Raw genomic sequence first — 16,452 nt, forward strand, 5'->3', positions numbered from 1 at the left:
GCTCTCCAGAATTGAAGTGGCTAAACGCGAAGACATGGCGGTGGTTGCATGAATGTTCGTCGGGGCAGTGGTGCTCTTGATTCGCCGGGTCCAGGCCGCGTTGCTCGGCGCCAGGGGCTGGACGTCCGAAGAGCCCTGATAGTTTCGGTTCCTGAACGGAAAAGCCCGCGCCTCACGAGGGAGGGCGCGGGCTGATCGGAGCATCACCCGACCGGCAGCAAATCTTGAGAGGGACCAAGACCATGCTGCACGCCCCGAACTTCCGGCTTGAATCTATGTTCCAGCGAAGGGTCGAGAAAAAGCGGCGAAAGCAGGACCTTGGTTCCGTCTACCGACCCAACGGCAGTTTCGACGCTGAGACAAGTTCGTCCTCGTCAGTGATACCGGCCGAATAATTTGCAAGAATCCGGGACGCGAGAGCCTCACGTAGATGTTCGGAGTCGCCCTCCCTCTTGAGCCGGTCAAACACACGGCCCAGCGTAGCCACTTCGGATGCACTGAAGACGCCAGCTTCTTTAGCTTTTCGATAAATCGGCATACCACCTCTCGGGCTAAAACATTCTGCGCAACTAAATACGATTCAGGACATCTCGGACAACCAAAAAGCCCAGGCGCCTTTCGGCACGGCGGGCGAGACGCCTTAGTCGTTCACCGAGCGGCGATTATAATCTGAACAGACCCGCCTACCGCTTTGCAGCTAGCGACTTTGCTTCCCGGAGCAGAGATGCCCAATGGAACCCGAGGAAGGAGATAAGCTCTCGGGCCTGTTCTTCGGTGATGCCGGTCTCTTTGACCAAGCGTCGAACGACGATTTCAGGGTTGTTCGGCGCTCTATCCTGTTCGTCAGCCATAGGAGAAACTCCTTACGCTATAACTTCGCTATCTGGCGCTTGTTCCCAAGCGCGCGACTAACAAAAGCACCGAGTTAGCCGTAGAGGAATGGAAAACCGGGTAACGCCTTGTTGGAGCCATCCCGTTCTTCGGCCGCGGCCTTACGGCACGTCAATGAAAAGCCCGCGCCTCTGGCCGAGAGCGCGGGCCCGATCGGTGTGGGGCCGATCTGCAGCGGGCAGCGAAGAGCACGCCAACTGGTCACAGACAATTATTAGAATTCTCTAAAATTCTACCCTGACTAAGGACCGTTTACAATCATGGGTGGGACGATTCCCAAACCGGCGGAAAGTTTTCTCTTGGGAAAATCAAGTCTGATTTAGGCCTGCCTATCACTGGCAGGCCTGACAACTCGCGCGGATCCCTGAAAAATTCGCCGTATTCGGCTAGTCTGAGACTGAAAACCCCGGCAACCACCGGGGTTTTCAGCACACTAACTGCTAATAATACCAGTCCCAGACCCAAACACGCCTGCGAAAACACCGTCTGCGCAGACGGCCATATCGCCAGGCACGACGACAGGCCCTTCTCCAAGCCCGCCGCCGGCGCCGCCGCCTGCGGTGCCAGCTCCGATGTCGGACCGGCTCCGCCTGAGTATCCTCATCTTCGAACGGCTCTGTCTCCAGCGCGTCGAGTTCATCGAGGATGCCACTTCTGGCGCTCGGTACGCCGGCCACCGCGTTGATTGGCCGAACTGCGCTCGCAAGGGCTGCTGCCCCAGCAACGCCAAACACTCCTGTCAAAAATAATCGCCGATCCATGGAAACCTCCAATTTCAAAGCCAGCGAGACAAGGTCGCAATTGGGAAATAGCGCGGTGGATACAAAAGCAAAGTCAGATGCGTTTAGAGAGGCTTAACGGTCGGTTCCGCGAACATGTTACGGTCCCCGAAGCGATGACTTCGTCAATTCTCGCCATGCCGCATTGCACAATCACGCTGCGTGCGCAAAATGCGGCATGATCCGGAAATCCCTCACCGTCCTGGTGATCGACGAAAACCACATCCGCGCCTCCATCATCGAGGCGGGATTGCGGGAGGCCGGGCATGAGCAGGTCACGGTCGTTCACGATGTTGCGGGAATAGCGCGGCGCATTGCCGAGATCGAACCGGACGTAATCGTCATCGATCTCGAAAATCCCAACCGCGATATGCTTGAAAACATGTTCCAGCTTTCGCGCGTGGTGAAGCGGCCGATCGCCATGTTCGTGGACCGGTCGGATCAGGCTTCAATCGAAGCTGCGGTGGAAGCGGGGGTCTCCGCCTATGTCGTCGACGGGCTGCGCCAGGAGCGTGTCAAGCCGATCCTCGACATGGCGATCAGCCGCTTCAACGCGTTTTCGCGGATGGCGCGCGAACTTGAGGAAGCCCGCAGTGAATTGGAGGATCGCAAGGTCATCGACCGCGCCAAGGGCATCCTGATGCGATCACGCGGCCTGTCGGAGGACGCGGCCTATACGCTTCTGCGCAAGACCGCCATGAACCAGAACCGCAAGATAAGCGAAATCGCGCAGAGCCTGGTGACGGCGGCAGGCCTTCTGGATCCCGGAGAGAGTTGAGCATGGCGGCCGAACACCAGATCAATGCCGGTTTCATGCCGCTCTTCGACAGCGCCGTCCTTGTCGCAGCGAGGGAGATCGGCTTTGCCGCGCGCGAAGGCGTCGACCTGACGCTTAGTCGCGAAACGTCCTGGGCCAACATCCGCGACCGCATCGCGATCGGACATTTCGACCTGGCGCATATGCTGGGGCCGATGCCGATCGCCTGCAATCTGGGGCTCACCCCACTCGCCTCCGACACGATCGTGCCGTTCTCGCTGGGGCTGGGCGGCAACTGCGTAACGGTTTCGAACACGCTCTGGGCAGGCATGGCCGCGCACGGCGCCTTGCCCGATCTCAATCCGGCGCGGGCCGGCAAGGCCTTGGGAGCGCTGATCCGTGAACGGGCAAATGCCGGTCGCGATCCCCTGCGCTTTGCGGTCGTGCATCCGCACTCCGGACACAATTACGAACTGCGCTACTGGCTCGCCGCCTGCGGCATCGACCCGTCGCGCGAAATAGAAATCGTCATCGTGCCGCCGCCCTTCATGGCCGACGCACTCGCCGCCGGCAGGATCGACGGCTACTGCGCCGGTGAACCCTGGAACAGCGCCTCGGTCGTCGCCGGCACCGGCCATATCGCCACGGTCAAGGCCACCATCTGGAAGACCAGCCCCGAGAAAGTCGTCGGCGTGCGCAAGGCCTGGGCCGAAAAACACCCGGAAGCGCTTTCGGCGCTGCTGCGCGCGCTCCATCACGCCGCGCGCTGGTGCCAGGATCCGGCAAACCGCGGCGAACTGGCCGCCCTGATGGCGCAGCCTTCCTTCCTCGGCCTTTCGCCGGCGCTGCAGATGCCGATCCTGACCGGACATCTTGCGCTGGGCGGCGGCGCGGAACTGGCCGTCGAGGACTTCTTTCTGGCTTTCGGCAAGGCGGCAAATTTTCCGTGGAAAAGCCACGCGCTGTGGTTCTACACGCAGATGGTCCGTTGGGGGCAGGTCAAGCACAGCGTTGCCCACATGGCGCTCGCGCGGGACACCTACCGGCCCGACCTCTATCGCGCAGCGCTGAAGCCGCTCGGCGTCGCACTTCCCGGCGCCAATTCTAAGGTGGAGGGCGCGCTGGCGTCTGCCACACCTGTCGGCTCCGCCGGCGCCAGTCTGGTGCTCGGCCCCGATGGTTTCTTCGATGGCCAGATATTCGATCCCGACGAGGTCGACGCCTACATTGCCGGGCAGAAATTGGCGCGCGCCGAAGCCTGATCATTTTCGCGCCATTCTTGTGCATTGCACAAAAATTATGCGTGCAACTGCGCTAATGAACAATCTTTGGCTTGCTCGCCCAACGGGCCAGCGCGCCGATGATTGTGGCATGCCGTTGATCTCATTGATGTTTGTCATCCATTCCGAAACTGGCACGGTTCCTGCATTGCAATAAGCAGACTCTTTTCGGGTCACGGAACAGGCGTCCAATGGCGGGCGCTACAGGCAAAGCTGCCGCTCAGGTCAACACGCGATCCCGGATGGACGGACGCGCGCGGCCTGGCCGGCGGCTTTTTTTGTTTTGACCGAGCACGGCAATCGACGGCGCTGATCCCAAGCAGTGCCCAACGGGAGACGACGATGACGAAACGCATTAAGACTGAAGCCCCTCTCGAGGGCATGACCCGCCGCAATTTTCTGAGGGCAAGTGCTGCCACCGCGGCAACCCTGGCAGCGGCACGCGCGCTGCTGCCGTCTGGCGCCTATGCGGCGCCCGCGGCACCGGAAGTCACCGGCGCCAAGCTCGGCTTCATCGCGCTGACCGACGCGGCGCCGCTGATGATCGCCAAGGAGAAGGGCCTGTTCGAAAAATTCGGCATGCCCGATGTCGAGGTGCTCAAGCAGGCCTCCTGGGGCGCGACGCGCGACAATCTGATGCTCGGCGGCGAAGCCAACGGCATCGACGGCGCCCATATCCTGACGCCGATGCCTTACCTGATGCATACCGGCAAGGTGACGCAGAACAACCAGCCGATGCCGATGGCGATCGTGGCGCGGCTGAACTACGACTGCCAGGCGATCTCCGTCGCGCAGGAATATGCCGGCACCGGCGTCGGCCTCGATGCCTCCAAGCTGAAGGACGCCTTCGCGGCCAAGAAGGCCGAAGGCAAGGAGGTAAAGGCCGCCATGACCTTCCCGGGCGGCACCCATGATCTCTGGTTGCGCTATTGGCTGGCCGCTGGCGGCATCGATCCCGACAAGGATGTCTCGACCATCGTCGTGCCGCCACCGCAGATGGTCGCCAACATGAAGGTCGGCAACATGGACGTGTTCTGCGTCGGCGAGCCATGGAACGAGCAACTCGTCCATCAGGGCGTCGGCTTTACCGCCGCCACCACGGGCGAGTTGTGGAAAGGCCATCCGGAAAAGGCGCTCGGCCTGCGCGCCGCCTTCATCGACAAGTACCCGAACGCCACCAAGGCGATCCTGATGGCCGTCATGGAAGCCCAGCAATGGTGCGAAGCCATGGAAAACAAGGACGAGATGGCGGCCATCATCGGCAAGCGGCAATGGATGAACGTGCCGACAGCCGACATCATCGGCCGCCTCAAGGGCGACATCAATTACGGCAATGACCGCGTCGTCACCGGCACCGACCTCTACATGAAGTTCTGGAAGGGCGGTGTGTCCTATCCGTTCAAGAGCCACGACAGCTGGTTCCTCGCCGAAAACATCCGCTGGGGCAAATTCGCGGCGACCACCGACATCAAGGCGCTGGTCGATCAAGTCAACCGCGAAGATCTGTGGCGCGCGGCGGCCAAGGATCTTGGCGTTGCTGCGGCCGATATCCCGGCGTCTCCATCGCGCGGCGTCGAGACCTTCTTTGACGGCAAGATTTTCGATCCGGCCAACCCGTCCGCCTATCTCGACAGCCTCAAGATCAAGGCATCGGCCTGACGTCGACGGCAAGCGCCGCCGCTGCGCCGCTTGCCAGTGCTCAAGGAGCTTTTTGCGAAATGTCTATTCAAGCCATCGAGGACACCAAGGTGAAGGCGTTCCCCGCGCCTGCCAAGCCTGCAGAGGTCATAGCTTTCACCGCCAAGGTGAGGCGCCGCTTCGATCCCGCCGCGATCGCCGGCAAGCTGGCGAGCACGCTGGTGCCGCCGGCCGTAGTCATCATCGTCATGCTCGTCGTCTGGCAGGTCGCCTGCTCGTCGCCCAATGCCAGCTTGCCGCCACCCAGCCAGGTATGGAACGAGGCCTACGATCTGATCGCCCATCCGTTCTTCGACTATGGTCCGCAGGATATCGGACTGGCCTGGCGGGTGCTGATCTCGCTGCAGCGGGTCGCCATCGGCTTCGGCCTGGCTGCCATCGTCGGCGTCGCGCTCGGTGCGCTGGTCGGCCAGTCGATCTTGGCGATGCGCGGCCTCGATCCTGTGTTCCAGATTCTGCGCACCGTGCCGCCGCTCGCCTGGCTGCCGCTGTCGCTGGCTGCCTTCCGCGATTCCAGCCCGTCGGCGATCTTCGTCATCTTCATCACCTCGATCTGGCCGGTGATCATCAACACTGCCGTCGGCGTCCGCAACATTCCAGAGGATTATCGAAACGTCTCCCGCATCCTCAGGCTCAACCAGCTCGAATTCTTCGTAAAGATCATGGTGCCGGCCGCGGCACCTTACATCTTCACCGGCCTGCGCATCGGCATCGGCCTGTCCTGGCTCGCCATCGTCGCCGCCGAAATGCTGACAGGCGGCGTCGGCATCGGCTTCTTCATCTGGGACGCCTGGAACTCGTCGCGGCTGCCCGACATCATCGTCGCGCTCGCCTATATCGGCGTCACCGGCTTCTGCCTCGACCGCTTGGTCGCGGCGGTCGGCGCCTTCGTCACCCGCGGCACAACGGCAAAGTGAGGAGAGGGGCGATGACGGCCTACCTGAAACTCGACCATATCGACAAATCCTTTGCCCGCGGCGGCCAGGTCAGCGAGGTGCTGAAAGACATCCAGCTGACCATCGACAAAGGCGAATTCGTCTCCATCATCGGCCATTCCGGCTGCGGCAAGTCGACCTTGCTCAACCTGATCGCCGGGCTGACCAGAGTCTCCGCCGGCGCGGTCCTGCTCGAGGACAAGGAGGTCGACAGCCCCGGACCCGAGCGCGCCGTGGTGTTCCAGAACCACAGCCTTTTGCCGTGGCTCACCGTCTACGAGAACATCAATCTGGCGGTGTCGAAGGTGTTCGGTTCGACCAGGACCAAGGCCGAGCGGCATGACTGGATCATGCGCAATCTCGACCTCGTGCAGATGGCGCATGCCAGGGACAAGCGGCCCGCCGAGATATCGGGCGGCATGAAGCAGCGCGTCGGCATCGCCCGCGCGCTGGCCATGGAGCCGAAGATCCTGCTGCTCGACGAGCCCTTCGGTGCGCTGGACGCTCTGACGCGCGCCCATCTGCAGGATGCGGTGATGGATATCCATTCGAGGCTTGGCTCGACGACGATCATGATCACGCACGATGTCGACGAGGCGGTGCTGTTGTCCGATCGCATCGTGATGATGACCAACGGTCCAGCGGCGACCATCGGCGAGGTGCTTGCGGTGCCGCTGGCCCGGCCGCGCCGGCGCATCGAGCTTTCCTCCGACCGGACCTTCCTGCGCTGCCGCGAGGCGGTGCTGAAGTTCCTCTACGAACGCCACCGCTTCGTGGAAGCCGCGGAGTAAGGCCATGACCGGAAATCGCGTCATCATCCACAATTGGCAATCTGCATCGGCAATGGGCAATCTACCGCATTGCACAAATATTATGCTGCTGTGCAAGGCATTCTGACTAATCTTTGATCCGCTGCCGGGCTTGGTCAAGAATCGCGCGGCTGCGGTTCACATTGATTTCATTTAATAATCTGGAGCGCTGTCGAATTGGCACGCTTCCTGCTTTTCAGATTGTGGGTCCGAAAGGGCCAAGTGACACGGCGTCCAATGGCGGGCGCCACAGGCAAAGCTGCCGCTCAGGTCAATACGCGATCCCGGATGGACGGGCGCGCAAAGACCTGACCGGCGGCTTTTTTGTTTTTACGCGATCGACGGCGCTGGTCCCAAGCGGCGCCCAACCGGAGACGACGATGACGAAACGGATCGGAACTGGCGCGTCCCTCGCGGACTTCACGCGCCGCGATTTTCTGGCCAGCAGCGCGCTGACGGCGGCACTGTTCACCGCCGCGCTCCTGCTGTTTCCCGTCGGCGCCGAGACGGAAAGCAAGGACCTGACCGTGGCGAGCCCGGTCTCGTTGCACGCACCGATGCCGCGCCGCTGATCATTCACCCACAAACATCCGCGGTGCCTCCCACGCCGCAAACCGGAGCCAGACGTTGACCGCAAATCTCCCAGCCGCGCCCAGCCAGGACAATGCTCCCCGCCAGGCGCTTGTGATGTCCACCATCGCCTTCACCGTCTGCTTCGCGGTGTGGACGATATTTTCAATCATCGGCGTGCGCATAAAGCAGGACCTTGGGCTGAACGAGACGGAGTTCGGCCTGCTGGTCGGCACGCCGATCCTCACCGGTTCGCTCGTGCGCATGGTGCTCGGTGTCTGGACCGACCGTTTTGGCGGACGGCTGGTATACACCGCGACCATGCTTGCGGCGGCGGTCGCGACCTTCCTGCTCGCTTTTGCGCAAACCTACGGACAGATGCTGGTCGCCGCGTTAGGCGTTGGGCTCGCCGGTGGTTCCTTCGCCGTCGGTGTCGCCTATGTCTCGCGCTTCTTCCCGGCCGGCAAGCAGGGCACGGCGCTTGGCATTTTCGGTGTCGGCAATGTCGGCGCCGCGGTCACCAAGTTCCTGGCACCATTCGTGCTTCTCTCCTGGGGCTGGCAGTCGGTCGCGCTGATCTGGGCGGCAGCACTCGTGGTCATGGCCGCCGTCTTCTGGTTCACCACCGACGACGATCCGGTCATCCGCGAGCGCCGCGCCGGCAAGGCAGCACCCGCGAGAAGCTTCTTGCAGGAATTCGCGCCGCTCAAGAACCTGCAGGTCTGGCGCTTCGCCTTTTATTATTTCTTCGCCTTCGGTGCATTCGTGGCGCTGTCGCTGTGGTTGCCGCGCTACCTGATCGGCGTCTACGGATTCGGCATCGCGACCGCCGGCATGATCGGCGCGGTCTATTCGATCCCGGCGAGTATCTTTCGCGCCTATGGCGGCGTGCTATCCGACCGGATCGGCGCCCGCACCGTGCTCTACTGGACCTTCGCGGTCAGTGCCGTCGCGACTCTCGTTCTGTCTCTCCCCTCGGCAGACTACGTCGTGCACGGCATCAGCGGGCCGATCGCCTTTCATTTCGAGATCGGCCCGCTCGCCTTCATAGCCGTTGCCTGCGTGCTCGGCTTCTTCATGAGCCTTGGCAAGGCCGCCGTCTACAAGCACATCCCGGTTTACTACCCGCAGAGTGTCGGCGCGGTCGGCGGCGTTGTCGGCATGATTGGCGGGCTCGGCGGCTTTATCCTGCCAATCGCCTTCGGAGCACTCAACGACCTCACCGGCGTCTGGTCGAGCTGCTTCATGCTGCTCTTCGTCATCGTCGCCACCTGCTTTGCCTGGATGCACTTCAGCATCCGGCGGATGGAGCGCGCGGCCGCCGCCGAAGCTTCAGGTCTTTCCTACGCGGCTGAATGAGACAGGAGTGGATCAGGACATGACCGAAAAACTCGTCATCATCGGCAACGGCATGGCCCCCGGGCGCATGCTGGAGCACCTGCTGGAAAAGGCGCCGGACCTCTACCAGGTCACCATCTTCAATGCCGAGCCGCGCGTGAACTACGACCGCATCATGCTGTCGCCGGTTCTGTCAGGCGAAAAGGACTATGAGGAGATCATCATCCATGGCGATGGCTGGTACATCAAGCACGGGATCACCCTCTACAAGGGCCACAAGATCGTCGCCATCGACAGGCAGGCAAAGACCGTCACCTCCGATCATGGCGTGACCGAGCCCTACGACAAGCTCGTCATCGCCACCGGCTCGGTGCCGTTTATCATCCCGGTGCCCGGCCATGATCTGCCGGGCGTCCTGACCTATCGCGATCTCGACGATGTTCGGGCGATGATGCTGGCCGCGCAGTCACGGGCCAAGGCCGTGGTCATCGGCGGCGGCTTGCTCGGGCTGGAGGCGGCAGCGGGCTTGAACGCGCAGGGCATGGACGTCACCGTACTGCATGTCATGCCGACGCTGATGGAGCGTCAGCTCGATCCGGCCGCCGGCTATCTGCTGCAGCGGGCCGTCGAGCAGCGCGGCATCAAGGTCATCACCAAGGCCAACACCCAGGCGATCACAGGCAAGGGTAAGGTCGAGCAGGTGGAGCTCGCCGACGGCACCGTCATCCCGGCGACGCTGGTCGTCATGGCGGTCGGCATCAGGCCGAATGCGACGCTGGCGAAAGACGCCGGCATTGCCGTCAATCGCGGCATCGTCGTCGATGCCGGCATGCGCAGCAACGACCCCGACATCTTCGCGCTCGGCGAATGCGCCGAGGTCAACGGCATGGTCTACGGCCTGGTCGCACCGCTCTATGAGATGGCGCGTGTCGCCGCCAGCCAGTTGGCCGGCGACGAGGCCGCCGCCTTCGCCCATTCGGACACGCCGACCAAGCTCAAGGTCACCGGCATCGAGCTGTTCTCGCTTGGCGACTTTGCCGAGGGCGAGGACCGCCAGGAGATCGTGCTGCGCGATGCCGCGGCCGGCGTCTACAAGCGCCTGGTGCTCAGGGATGACCGCATCATCGGCACCGTGCTTTACGGCGAGACGGCGGACGGCGCCTGGTTCAACGACCTCAAGAAGAAGCAGACCGACATATCGGAAATGCGCGACACGCTTATCTTCGGCCAGTCATACCAGGGAGGCGCCTCCCTGGACCCTATGGCGGCCGTTGCAGCCTTGCCGGATGATGCGGAAATCTGCGGCTGCAACGGCGTTTGCAAGGGAAAGATCACTGGCGCGATCACGGCCAAAAGCCTGACCTCGCTCGACGACGTGCGCGCTCACACCAAGGCGTCCGCCTCCTGCGGCTCCTGCACCGGGCTGGTCGAGAAGCTGATGGTACTTACCATCGGCGACAAATATAATCCGGCGGCGGTGCAGCCGATGTGCGGCTGCACCACGCTCGGCCATGATGAGGTCCGCCGGCTGATCAAGGCCAAGGGCCTGAAGACCATTCCCGCCGTCATGCAGGAACTGGAATGGACCACCTCCTGCGGCTGTGCCAAATGCCGGCCGGCGCTCAATTACTATCTCGTCTGCGACTGGCCGGATGAGTATGCCGACGACTACCAGTCGCGCTTCATCAACGAACGCGTACACGCCAACATCCAGAAGGACGGCACCTATTCGGTGGTGCCGCGCATGTGGGGCGGCGTCACCAATGCCGCCGAACTGCGCGCCATTGCCGACGTCGTCGACAAATTCGAAATTCCAATGGTCAAGGTCACCGGTGGCCAGCGCATCGACATGCTCGGCATCCGCAAGGAGGATCTGCCGGCGGTGTGGGCCGATCTCGGCCAGGCCGGCTTCGTCTCCGGCCACGCCTATGCCAAGGGACTGCGCACCGTAAAGACCTGCGTCGGTTCGGACTGGTGCCGCTTCGGCACGCAGGATTCGACGGGGTTCGGCGTCCGCATCGAGAAATTCATGTGGGGCTCGTGGACGCCGGCCAAGGTCAAGATGGCGGTGTCGGGCTGCCCGCGGAACTGCGCCGAGGCAACCTGCAAGGATGTCGGCGTGATCTGCGTCGATTCAGGCTATGAGATCCATTTCGCCGGGGCAGCCGGCCTCGACATCAAGGGAACCGAGGTGCTCGGCCTGGTCAAGACCGAGGACGAGGCACTGGAGCATATCGTGGCGCTGACGCAGATGTATCGCGAGCAGGGCCGCTATCTCGAGCGCATCTACAAATGGGCCAAGCGCATCGGCATCGCCGAGATCAAGCGCCAGATCATGGACGATGGCGAGAAGCGCAAGGCCTATTTCGACCGCTTCGTCTTTTCGCAGAAATTCGCCCAGGTCGACCCATGGTCGGAACGCGTTTCCGGCAAGGACAAGCACGAATTCCGGCCGATGGCTTCGGTCGGCTTCGCGCAGGCGGCGGAGTGATGATGATGAATTGGATTGCTGTCGGCACGCTCTCAGACATTCCGCGCCGCGGCGCGCGCTGCGTCGCCACGCCTCAAGGCAAGATCGCCGTCTTCCGCACCGCTGACGACCAGGTCTTCGCCATCGAGGACCATTGCCCGCACAAGGGCGGGCCGCTCTCGCAGGGGATCGTCCATGGCGCGGCGGTGACCTGTCCTCTGCACAATTGGGTGATCTCGCTGGAAACCGGCAAGGCGCTCGGCGCCGACGAAGGTGCGGTGCGCACCATTCCGGTGCGGATCGAGGGCGAGCGCCTGTTCATTGCGCTGGAAGCGCTGGCCAGTCGCGCGGCTTGAATTATGAAGATCGACGAAGCGCGCGAGGTGAGGACCACCTGCCCCTATTGCGGGGTGGGCTGCGGCGTGCTGGCGAAGGTCGCCGCGAACGGAGAGGTAACCGTGCGCGGCGACCCTGACCATCCGGCGAATTTCGGCCGGCTCTGTTCCAAGGGCTCGGCGCTGGCCGAGACGATCGACCTAGACGGACGGCTGCTCTATCCGGAGATCCACGGTCGCCGCACGGACTGGGACGAAGCGCTCGACCTCGTCGCCTCGACTTTCTCGCGGACCATCGCCGAGCACGGTCGCGACGCGGTCGCCTTCTACGTCTCCGGTCAGTTGCTGACCGAGGATTATTATGTCGCCAACAAGCTGATGAAAGGCTTCATCGGCTCGGCCAATATCGATACCAATTCGCGCCTGTGCATGGCCTCGTCGGTTGCCGGCCACCGCCGCGCCTTCGGCTCTGACACGGTGCCGGGCAGCTACGAGGATCTGGAACTCGCCGATCTGATCGTGCTGGTCGGCTCCAATCTCGCCTGGTGTCATCCGGTGCTCTACCAGCGCATTGCCGCTGCCCGGGAAAAACGGCCCCACATGAAGGTGGTACTGGTCGACCCGCGCCGCACGATGACATCAGATATTGCCGACATGCATCTGGCGATCGCGCCGGATGGCGACGTCGCGCTGTTCACAGGGCTGCTCGCCTATCTCGGCCAGCACAACGCGCTGGACCGCACCTATATCACGGCGCACACAACCGGCTTCGGGCAAGCCCTTTTTGCCGCTTCCGCGCTCGACCTTGCCAGCATCACCGCTGCCACGGACCTCGGCGAGGACGAGCTTGTCCGCTTCTACAGCCTGTTCGCCGCGACGGCGAATACGGTGACCGTCTACAGCCAGGGCGTTAACCAGTCGTCCTCGGGCACCGACAAGGTCAACGCCATCATCAACTGTCATCTCGCCACCGGCCGCATCGGCAAGCCCGGCGCCGGACCGTTTTCGGTGACCGGCCAGCCCAACGCCATGGGCGGTCGGGAGGTCGGCGGCCTGGCCAACATGCTGGCCGCCCATATGGAGATCGAAAACCCCGAGCACCGCGACCGCGTGCAGCGGTTCTGGAGTGCGCCGACCGTCGCCGAAAAGCCCGGCCTGAAGGCGGTCGAGATGTTTCAGGCGGTAGCCGATGGGCGCATCAAGGCGCTGTGGGTCATGGCTACCAACCCGGTCGACTCGATGCCGGACGCCGATGCCGTCGAGGCGGCGATCAAGGCCTGCCCGTTTGTCGTGGTGTCGGACGTGTTGGCCAAGACCGACACGGTCCGCCACGCCCACGTCCGGCTGCCCGCCGCCGCATGGGGCGAGAAGGACGGCTCGGTCACCAATTCGGAGCGCCGCATCTCGCGCCAGCGCGCCTTTTTGGCCACGCCCGGAGAGGCAAGGGCCGACTGGTGGATCGTCGCCGAAGTCGCCAAGCGGATGGGTTTTGACGAAGCGTTTTCGCATCCGTCGCCAGCCGATATCTTCGCCGAGCACGCCGCGCTGTCGGCGTTCGAGAATGACGGCGCCCGCGATTTCGACATCGGTGCGTATGCCGGGGTCGATGCAGAGACCTATGAGGAGTTGGCGCCATTCCAATGGCCGGCGCCGAGCCAAGGCACCCCCCTCTGGCCGGCCGGCCATCCCGGCAGGCCAGAGGGGGGTGTTCAAGCTGGACATAGCTCAGCCAGCACCCGCTTCTTCGCCAACGGCAACTTCTACACACCCGACGGCAAGGCGCGCTTCATCCCAATCCGTCCAGTTCCGCAAACCCGCACGAACGAAAAATTCCCGCTGGTGCTCAACACCGGGCGGGTTCGCGACCACTGGCACACCATGACGCGGACGGGAAAAAGCCAGCGGCTGTCGCAGCACCTGGCCGAGCCGTTCGCCGAAATCCACCCGGCGGACGCGCAGCACTTCGGTATCGGCGATGCCGACATCGTCCGCGTCTCAACCGATCATGGCGAGGTGCTGCTTCGTGCGCTGGTGACGGCGCGGCAGCGGCCAGGCTCGGTCTTCGTGCCGATGCATTGGACGGACCAGTTTTCCGCGCGGGCTCGTGTCGATGCGCTGGTGGCGCCCATCACCGATCCGATTTCAGGACAGCCGGCCTCGAAGAATGTTGCCGCCAGGGTGGAACGCTTCGCTGCCGTCGCGTTCGGCTTCGCGGTGCTTGCCGAACGGCCAGCCTCGATCGACGCCGACTATTGGAGCTTCGCCCGCTGCGCCGCCGGCTGGCGTCTTGAGCTTGCGCTGGAAGCCGACCGGGACTGGCCGGGTTTCGCGGCCTCGCTTTTCGGGGCGGACGCGCCAGGCGAGACGCTCGCCTATCATGATGTCGCCGGCGGGCACTATCGCTTCGCCCGCTTTGCCGGCAGCCGGCTGACTGGCGCGCTCTATCTTGCGCCCGGGCCGGTCGCGGTGTCGCGCGGCTGGGCGGTCGAGCAGTTGAGCGCGGACCATGCCGATCGGCGCGGGCGACTGGCGATCGTGGCGGGGCGGCCGGGCGGCAACAGCGTCGATCGCGGCGCCATCGTCTGCTCCTGTTTCGGGGTCGGCGCCAATCAGATCGCCGAAGCGGTGCGCGGAGGCTGCGTAAGCGTCGAAGCGATCGGCGCCACCTTGCATGCCGGCACCAATTGCGGCTCCTGCCGCGCCGAGATCAGGACCATCATCGAGGCGCGGCGCCTTCACGCGGCGGAGTGAGTGCGTCCAAAGCGCGTCGCGACGCTTACCAGCAATTTACAAACCGTGGGCTACCAACGTCCTTATCCGATTCGTTCCGAGCAGGACCATTATGAGCAAAGCCCTCACTTCATTCGCATTGGTGGCCATATTGACGGCTTTGCTGATGGCTCTCAGCCTGGCGGTGGCCAGGCATGGCTATCCCTTTGGTGCGATTGGCGCAGAACGCCTGGACGACGTCGCCGATGCCGGGACGTTTATCCCGCTCGCGGGCGTGTACTTCTTCAGCGCGCTGCTGATGATGATCCTGCCGATCAGGGTCGCCGGCATCGTCCTGACACATGCTGCGGATGCGATCTTCTGGACAGTCATCGTGTTGTTCGCGGCCATCATTGGCGGCCTTGCCGCCAGATGGGCTTTCGATCGAAGCAATGTCCTGCCGGCACTGCTGAATTGGCGGTTCCTGTTTGTCGTGGCCGTCGTCGGCTGCCATTTCTTCATGAACGAGCTGCGCCGCAATATCCTGCTGAGAAGCCTGTTCTTTGTCGTCTTCGCCGCAGCGACGCTCGCCTGCCTGTTCTGGTCGTTCACCATCTGAGAAACCTCGCAGCCGCTGGGCCTGACGGCTCAGTTCTTGTCGACCGGCTTCGAGCGCATGCGCGAAACGGTCTCGCGTTCGGCCCGCTTCGAACGCATTGGCGGCAGGCCGCGGTCGATCAGGTCCATGTCTTCCAGCACCATGTCGCCCATGCGCTTGAAAGCGATGTCGAGCGCGCCGGCCCGGTGGGCGGAGCGCAGGAAGCCGGGCAGCGTGCGGACAGGATGGTCCTGCGCCAGCGGCTCTTGCGGAAACACATCGCTGGCGGCGACGATGTGGCCGCTGCGAACTGCATCCATCAGCGCCGGAAAATCGACCACGCCGGCACGGCTGAGCAGGATGAAGGCGGCTCCTTTGCGCATCCTGGCAAAGGCCTCAGTGCCGAGAAAACCCTGGTTTTCGCTGGTCACCGAAGCGACCACGAAGACGAAATCGCTACTCGACAAAACCGTGTCGAGGGAAGCCGGCTCGACGCCGTTCTCGATCAGGATCGAGGGCGGCAGCCACGGATCGAAGACCTTGGTCCGCGTGCGAAAGCCCGACAGCAGCCGGTTGAGCGCACGGCCGAGATCGCCGAAGCCGATGATACCGACATCCGCGCCGGAGAGAAGCCGCGCCGCCCGGTTGCCCTCGCCGCCCCACAGCTCCTTGCCCTGACGAAACGCAAGATCGGCGTCGACGATGTCGCGGGCGAGGTTGAGCGCCATGGCAAGACCGAGCTCGGCCACCGGCTCGGCAAACACCATGCCGGTGGTGACGACATGGATGCCGCGCGAAAACAGCGTTTCATACGGCATGTTGTTGATGAGGTTGCTCTCGATATTGAAGACACAGCGCAGCGCCGTCATCCTTTCCAGCGTCTCCGGCGCGATCGGCGGCTGGCCGACGATGTAGCGCGCTTCGGCGAGCACATCGTGTGGCAGGGCCGCGACGCCTTCTGGCGACGTTTCGACGATACGGTATCTGGCGCGGAATCTCGCCAGTGCCTCGGGCGTGAAAATCAGGTCGAGCGTGCGTGGCTCGGGCGCACTGATCACCAGCGGCAACGCGCTGTCGGACATGGCAGCCTCCTCCTGGCGCGATCCGCGTCGCGCCGCACTAGAATCATGGTTTACCACCTCGACACCCAAGCAGGCTTGCCGGGCTTCGCCTGCCGGGTTTGTGTTTGTCGCAGGTTTTTATCGGAAAACATCGAACACTTTTCCGAAACCTGCTTAGCACATGCCTGTCGAGGAGCAGAACTTTGCCGCTGGCGGCCTTGC

Annotated in this window: 13 protein-coding genes; 11 read left to right on the plus strand and 2 right to left on the minus strand. The window is 63.2% G+C overall.

Translation table 11 applies throughout. The annotated features are described in order from the left end of the window. Window positions 1–683 precede the first annotated feature (683 nt). Window positions 684–851, minus strand: coding sequence for a hypothetical protein (locus AC0L2V_RS28315; protein ID WP_287055084.1), 168 nt, complete (start codon window positions 849–851; stop codon window positions 684–686). A gap of 997 nt (window positions 852–1,848) precedes the next feature. On the opposite strand from AC0L2V_RS28315, the gene AC0L2V_RS28320 reads away from it, so the two are divergent. From AC0L2V_RS28320 to AC0L2V_RS28370, 11 genes are all read left to right on the plus strand, one after another. Then, window positions 1,849–2,448, plus strand: coding sequence for an ANTAR domain-containing response regulator (locus tag AC0L2V_RS28320; RefSeq protein WP_023796771.1), 600 nt, complete (start codon window positions 1,849–1,851; stop codon window positions 2,446–2,448). 2 nt (window positions 2,449–2,450) lie between these two features. Further along, the gene (locus AC0L2V_RS28325) at window positions 2,451–3,689 is read left to right on the plus strand and encodes a CmpA/NrtA family ABC transporter substrate-binding protein (protein WP_473521804.1); all 1,239 of its coding nucleotides are present in this window, start codon (window positions 2,451–2,453) and stop codon (window positions 3,687–3,689) included. A gap of 360 nt (window positions 3,690–4,049) precedes the next feature. Continuing rightward, window positions 4,050–5,366, plus strand: coding sequence for a CmpA/NrtA family ABC transporter substrate-binding protein (locus AC0L2V_RS28330; RefSeq protein ID WP_473521805.1), 1,317 nt, complete (start codon window positions 4,050–4,052; stop codon window positions 5,364–5,366). A gap of 59 nt (window positions 5,367–5,425) precedes the next feature. Continuing rightward, entirely contained in the window at window positions 5,426–6,322 is an 897-nt protein-coding gene (gene ntrB, locus AC0L2V_RS28335; protein WP_473521806.1) for a nitrate ABC transporter permease, read from the plus strand. 11 nt (window positions 6,323–6,333) lie between these two features. Next, complete coding sequence (locus tag AC0L2V_RS28340) at window positions 6,334–7,131, plus strand: ABC transporter ATP-binding protein (protein WP_473521807.1); 798 nt, start codon at window positions 6,334–6,336, stop codon at window positions 7,129–7,131. Between the two features lie 398 nt (window positions 7,132–7,529). Continuing rightward, complete coding sequence (locus AC0L2V_RS28345) at window positions 7,530–7,721, plus strand: twin-arginine translocation signal domain-containing protein (protein WP_473521808.1); 192 nt, start codon at window positions 7,530–7,532, stop codon at window positions 7,719–7,721. 115 nt (window positions 7,722–7,836) lie between these two features. After that, window positions 7,837–9,078: an MFS transporter gene (locus tag AC0L2V_RS28350; protein ID WP_473521825.1), complete on the plus strand. Its 1,242-nt coding sequence runs from the start codon at window positions 7,837–7,839 to the stop codon at window positions 9,076–9,078. Window positions 9,079–9,097: 19 nt separating this feature from the next. Then, the gene (nirB, locus tag AC0L2V_RS28355; RefSeq protein ID WP_473521809.1) at window positions 9,098–11,548 is read left to right on the plus strand and encodes a nitrite reductase large subunit NirB; all 2,451 of its coding nucleotides are present in this window, start codon (window positions 9,098–9,100) and stop codon (window positions 11,546–11,548) included. Further along, the gene (gene nirD / locus AC0L2V_RS28360) at window positions 11,548–11,883 is read left to right on the plus strand and encodes a nitrite reductase small subunit NirD (protein ID WP_208602492.1); all 336 of its coding nucleotides are present in this window, start codon (window positions 11,548–11,550) and stop codon (window positions 11,881–11,883) included. Before nirB ends, nirD begins: the two co-directional genes overlap by 1 nt. Window positions 11,884–11,886: 3 nt before the next feature. Further along, entirely contained in the window at window positions 11,887–14,613 is a 2,727-nt protein-coding gene (locus AC0L2V_RS28365) for a nitrate reductase (RefSeq protein WP_473521810.1), read from the plus strand. 91 nt (window positions 14,614–14,704) lie between these two features. Then, complete coding sequence (locus AC0L2V_RS28370; protein WP_473521811.1) at window positions 14,705–15,190, plus strand: hypothetical protein; 486 nt, start codon at window positions 14,705–14,707, stop codon at window positions 15,188–15,190. A gap of 29 nt (window positions 15,191–15,219) precedes the next feature. On the opposite strand, the gene AC0L2V_RS28375 is transcribed toward AC0L2V_RS28370, so the two are convergent. After that, window positions 15,220–16,251, minus strand: coding sequence for a hydroxyacid dehydrogenase (locus AC0L2V_RS28375; protein WP_473521812.1), 1,032 nt, complete (start codon window positions 16,249–16,251; stop codon window positions 15,220–15,222). Between the last annotated feature and the right edge of the window lie 201 nt (window positions 16,252–16,452).

Source organism: Mesorhizobium sp. WSM4814 (assembly GCF_055811595.1).

Excerpts from the sequence above, each read along its gene's own strand:
- AC0L2V_RS28315 (WP_287055084.1), bottom strand. The coding sequence starts at position 851 with ATGGCTGACGAACAGGATAGAGCGCCGAACAACCCTGAAATCGTCGTT.
- AC0L2V_RS28320 (WP_023796771.1), top strand. The coding sequence starts at position 1,849 with ATGATCCGGAAATCCCTCACCGTCCTGGTGATCGACGAAAACCACATC.
- AC0L2V_RS28325 (WP_473521804.1), top strand. The coding sequence starts at position 2,451 with ATGGCGGCCGAACACCAGATCAATGCCGGTTTCATGCCGCTCTTCGAC.
- AC0L2V_RS28330 (WP_473521805.1), top strand. The coding sequence starts at position 4,050 with ATGACGAAACGCATTAAGACTGAAGCCCCTCTCGAGGGCATGACCCGC.
- ntrB (WP_473521806.1), top strand. The coding sequence starts at position 5,426 with ATGTCTATTCAAGCCATCGAGGACACCAAGGTGAAGGCGTTCCCCGCG.
- AC0L2V_RS28340 (WP_473521807.1), top strand. The coding sequence starts at position 6,334 with ATGACGGCCTACCTGAAACTCGACCATATCGACAAATCCTTTGCCCGC.
- AC0L2V_RS28345 (WP_473521808.1), top strand. The coding sequence starts at position 7,530 with ATGACGAAACGGATCGGAACTGGCGCGTCCCTCGCGGACTTCACGCGC.
- AC0L2V_RS28350 (WP_473521825.1), top strand. The coding sequence starts at position 7,837 with ATGTCCACCATCGCCTTCACCGTCTGCTTCGCGGTGTGGACGATATTT.
- nirB (WP_473521809.1), top strand. The coding sequence starts at position 9,098 with ATGACCGAAAAACTCGTCATCATCGGCAACGGCATGGCCCCCGGGCGC.
- nirD (WP_208602492.1), top strand. The coding sequence starts at position 11,548 with ATGATGATGAATTGGATTGCTGTCGGCACGCTCTCAGACATTCCGCGC.
- AC0L2V_RS28365 (WP_473521810.1), top strand. The coding sequence starts at position 11,887 with ATGAAGATCGACGAAGCGCGCGAGGTGAGGACCACCTGCCCCTATTGC.
- AC0L2V_RS28370 (WP_473521811.1), top strand. The coding sequence starts at position 14,705 with ATGAGCAAAGCCCTCACTTCATTCGCATTGGTGGCCATATTGACGGCT.
- AC0L2V_RS28375 (WP_473521812.1), bottom strand. The coding sequence starts at position 16,251 with ATGTCCGACAGCGCGTTGCCGCTGGTGATCAGTGCGCCCGAGCCACGC.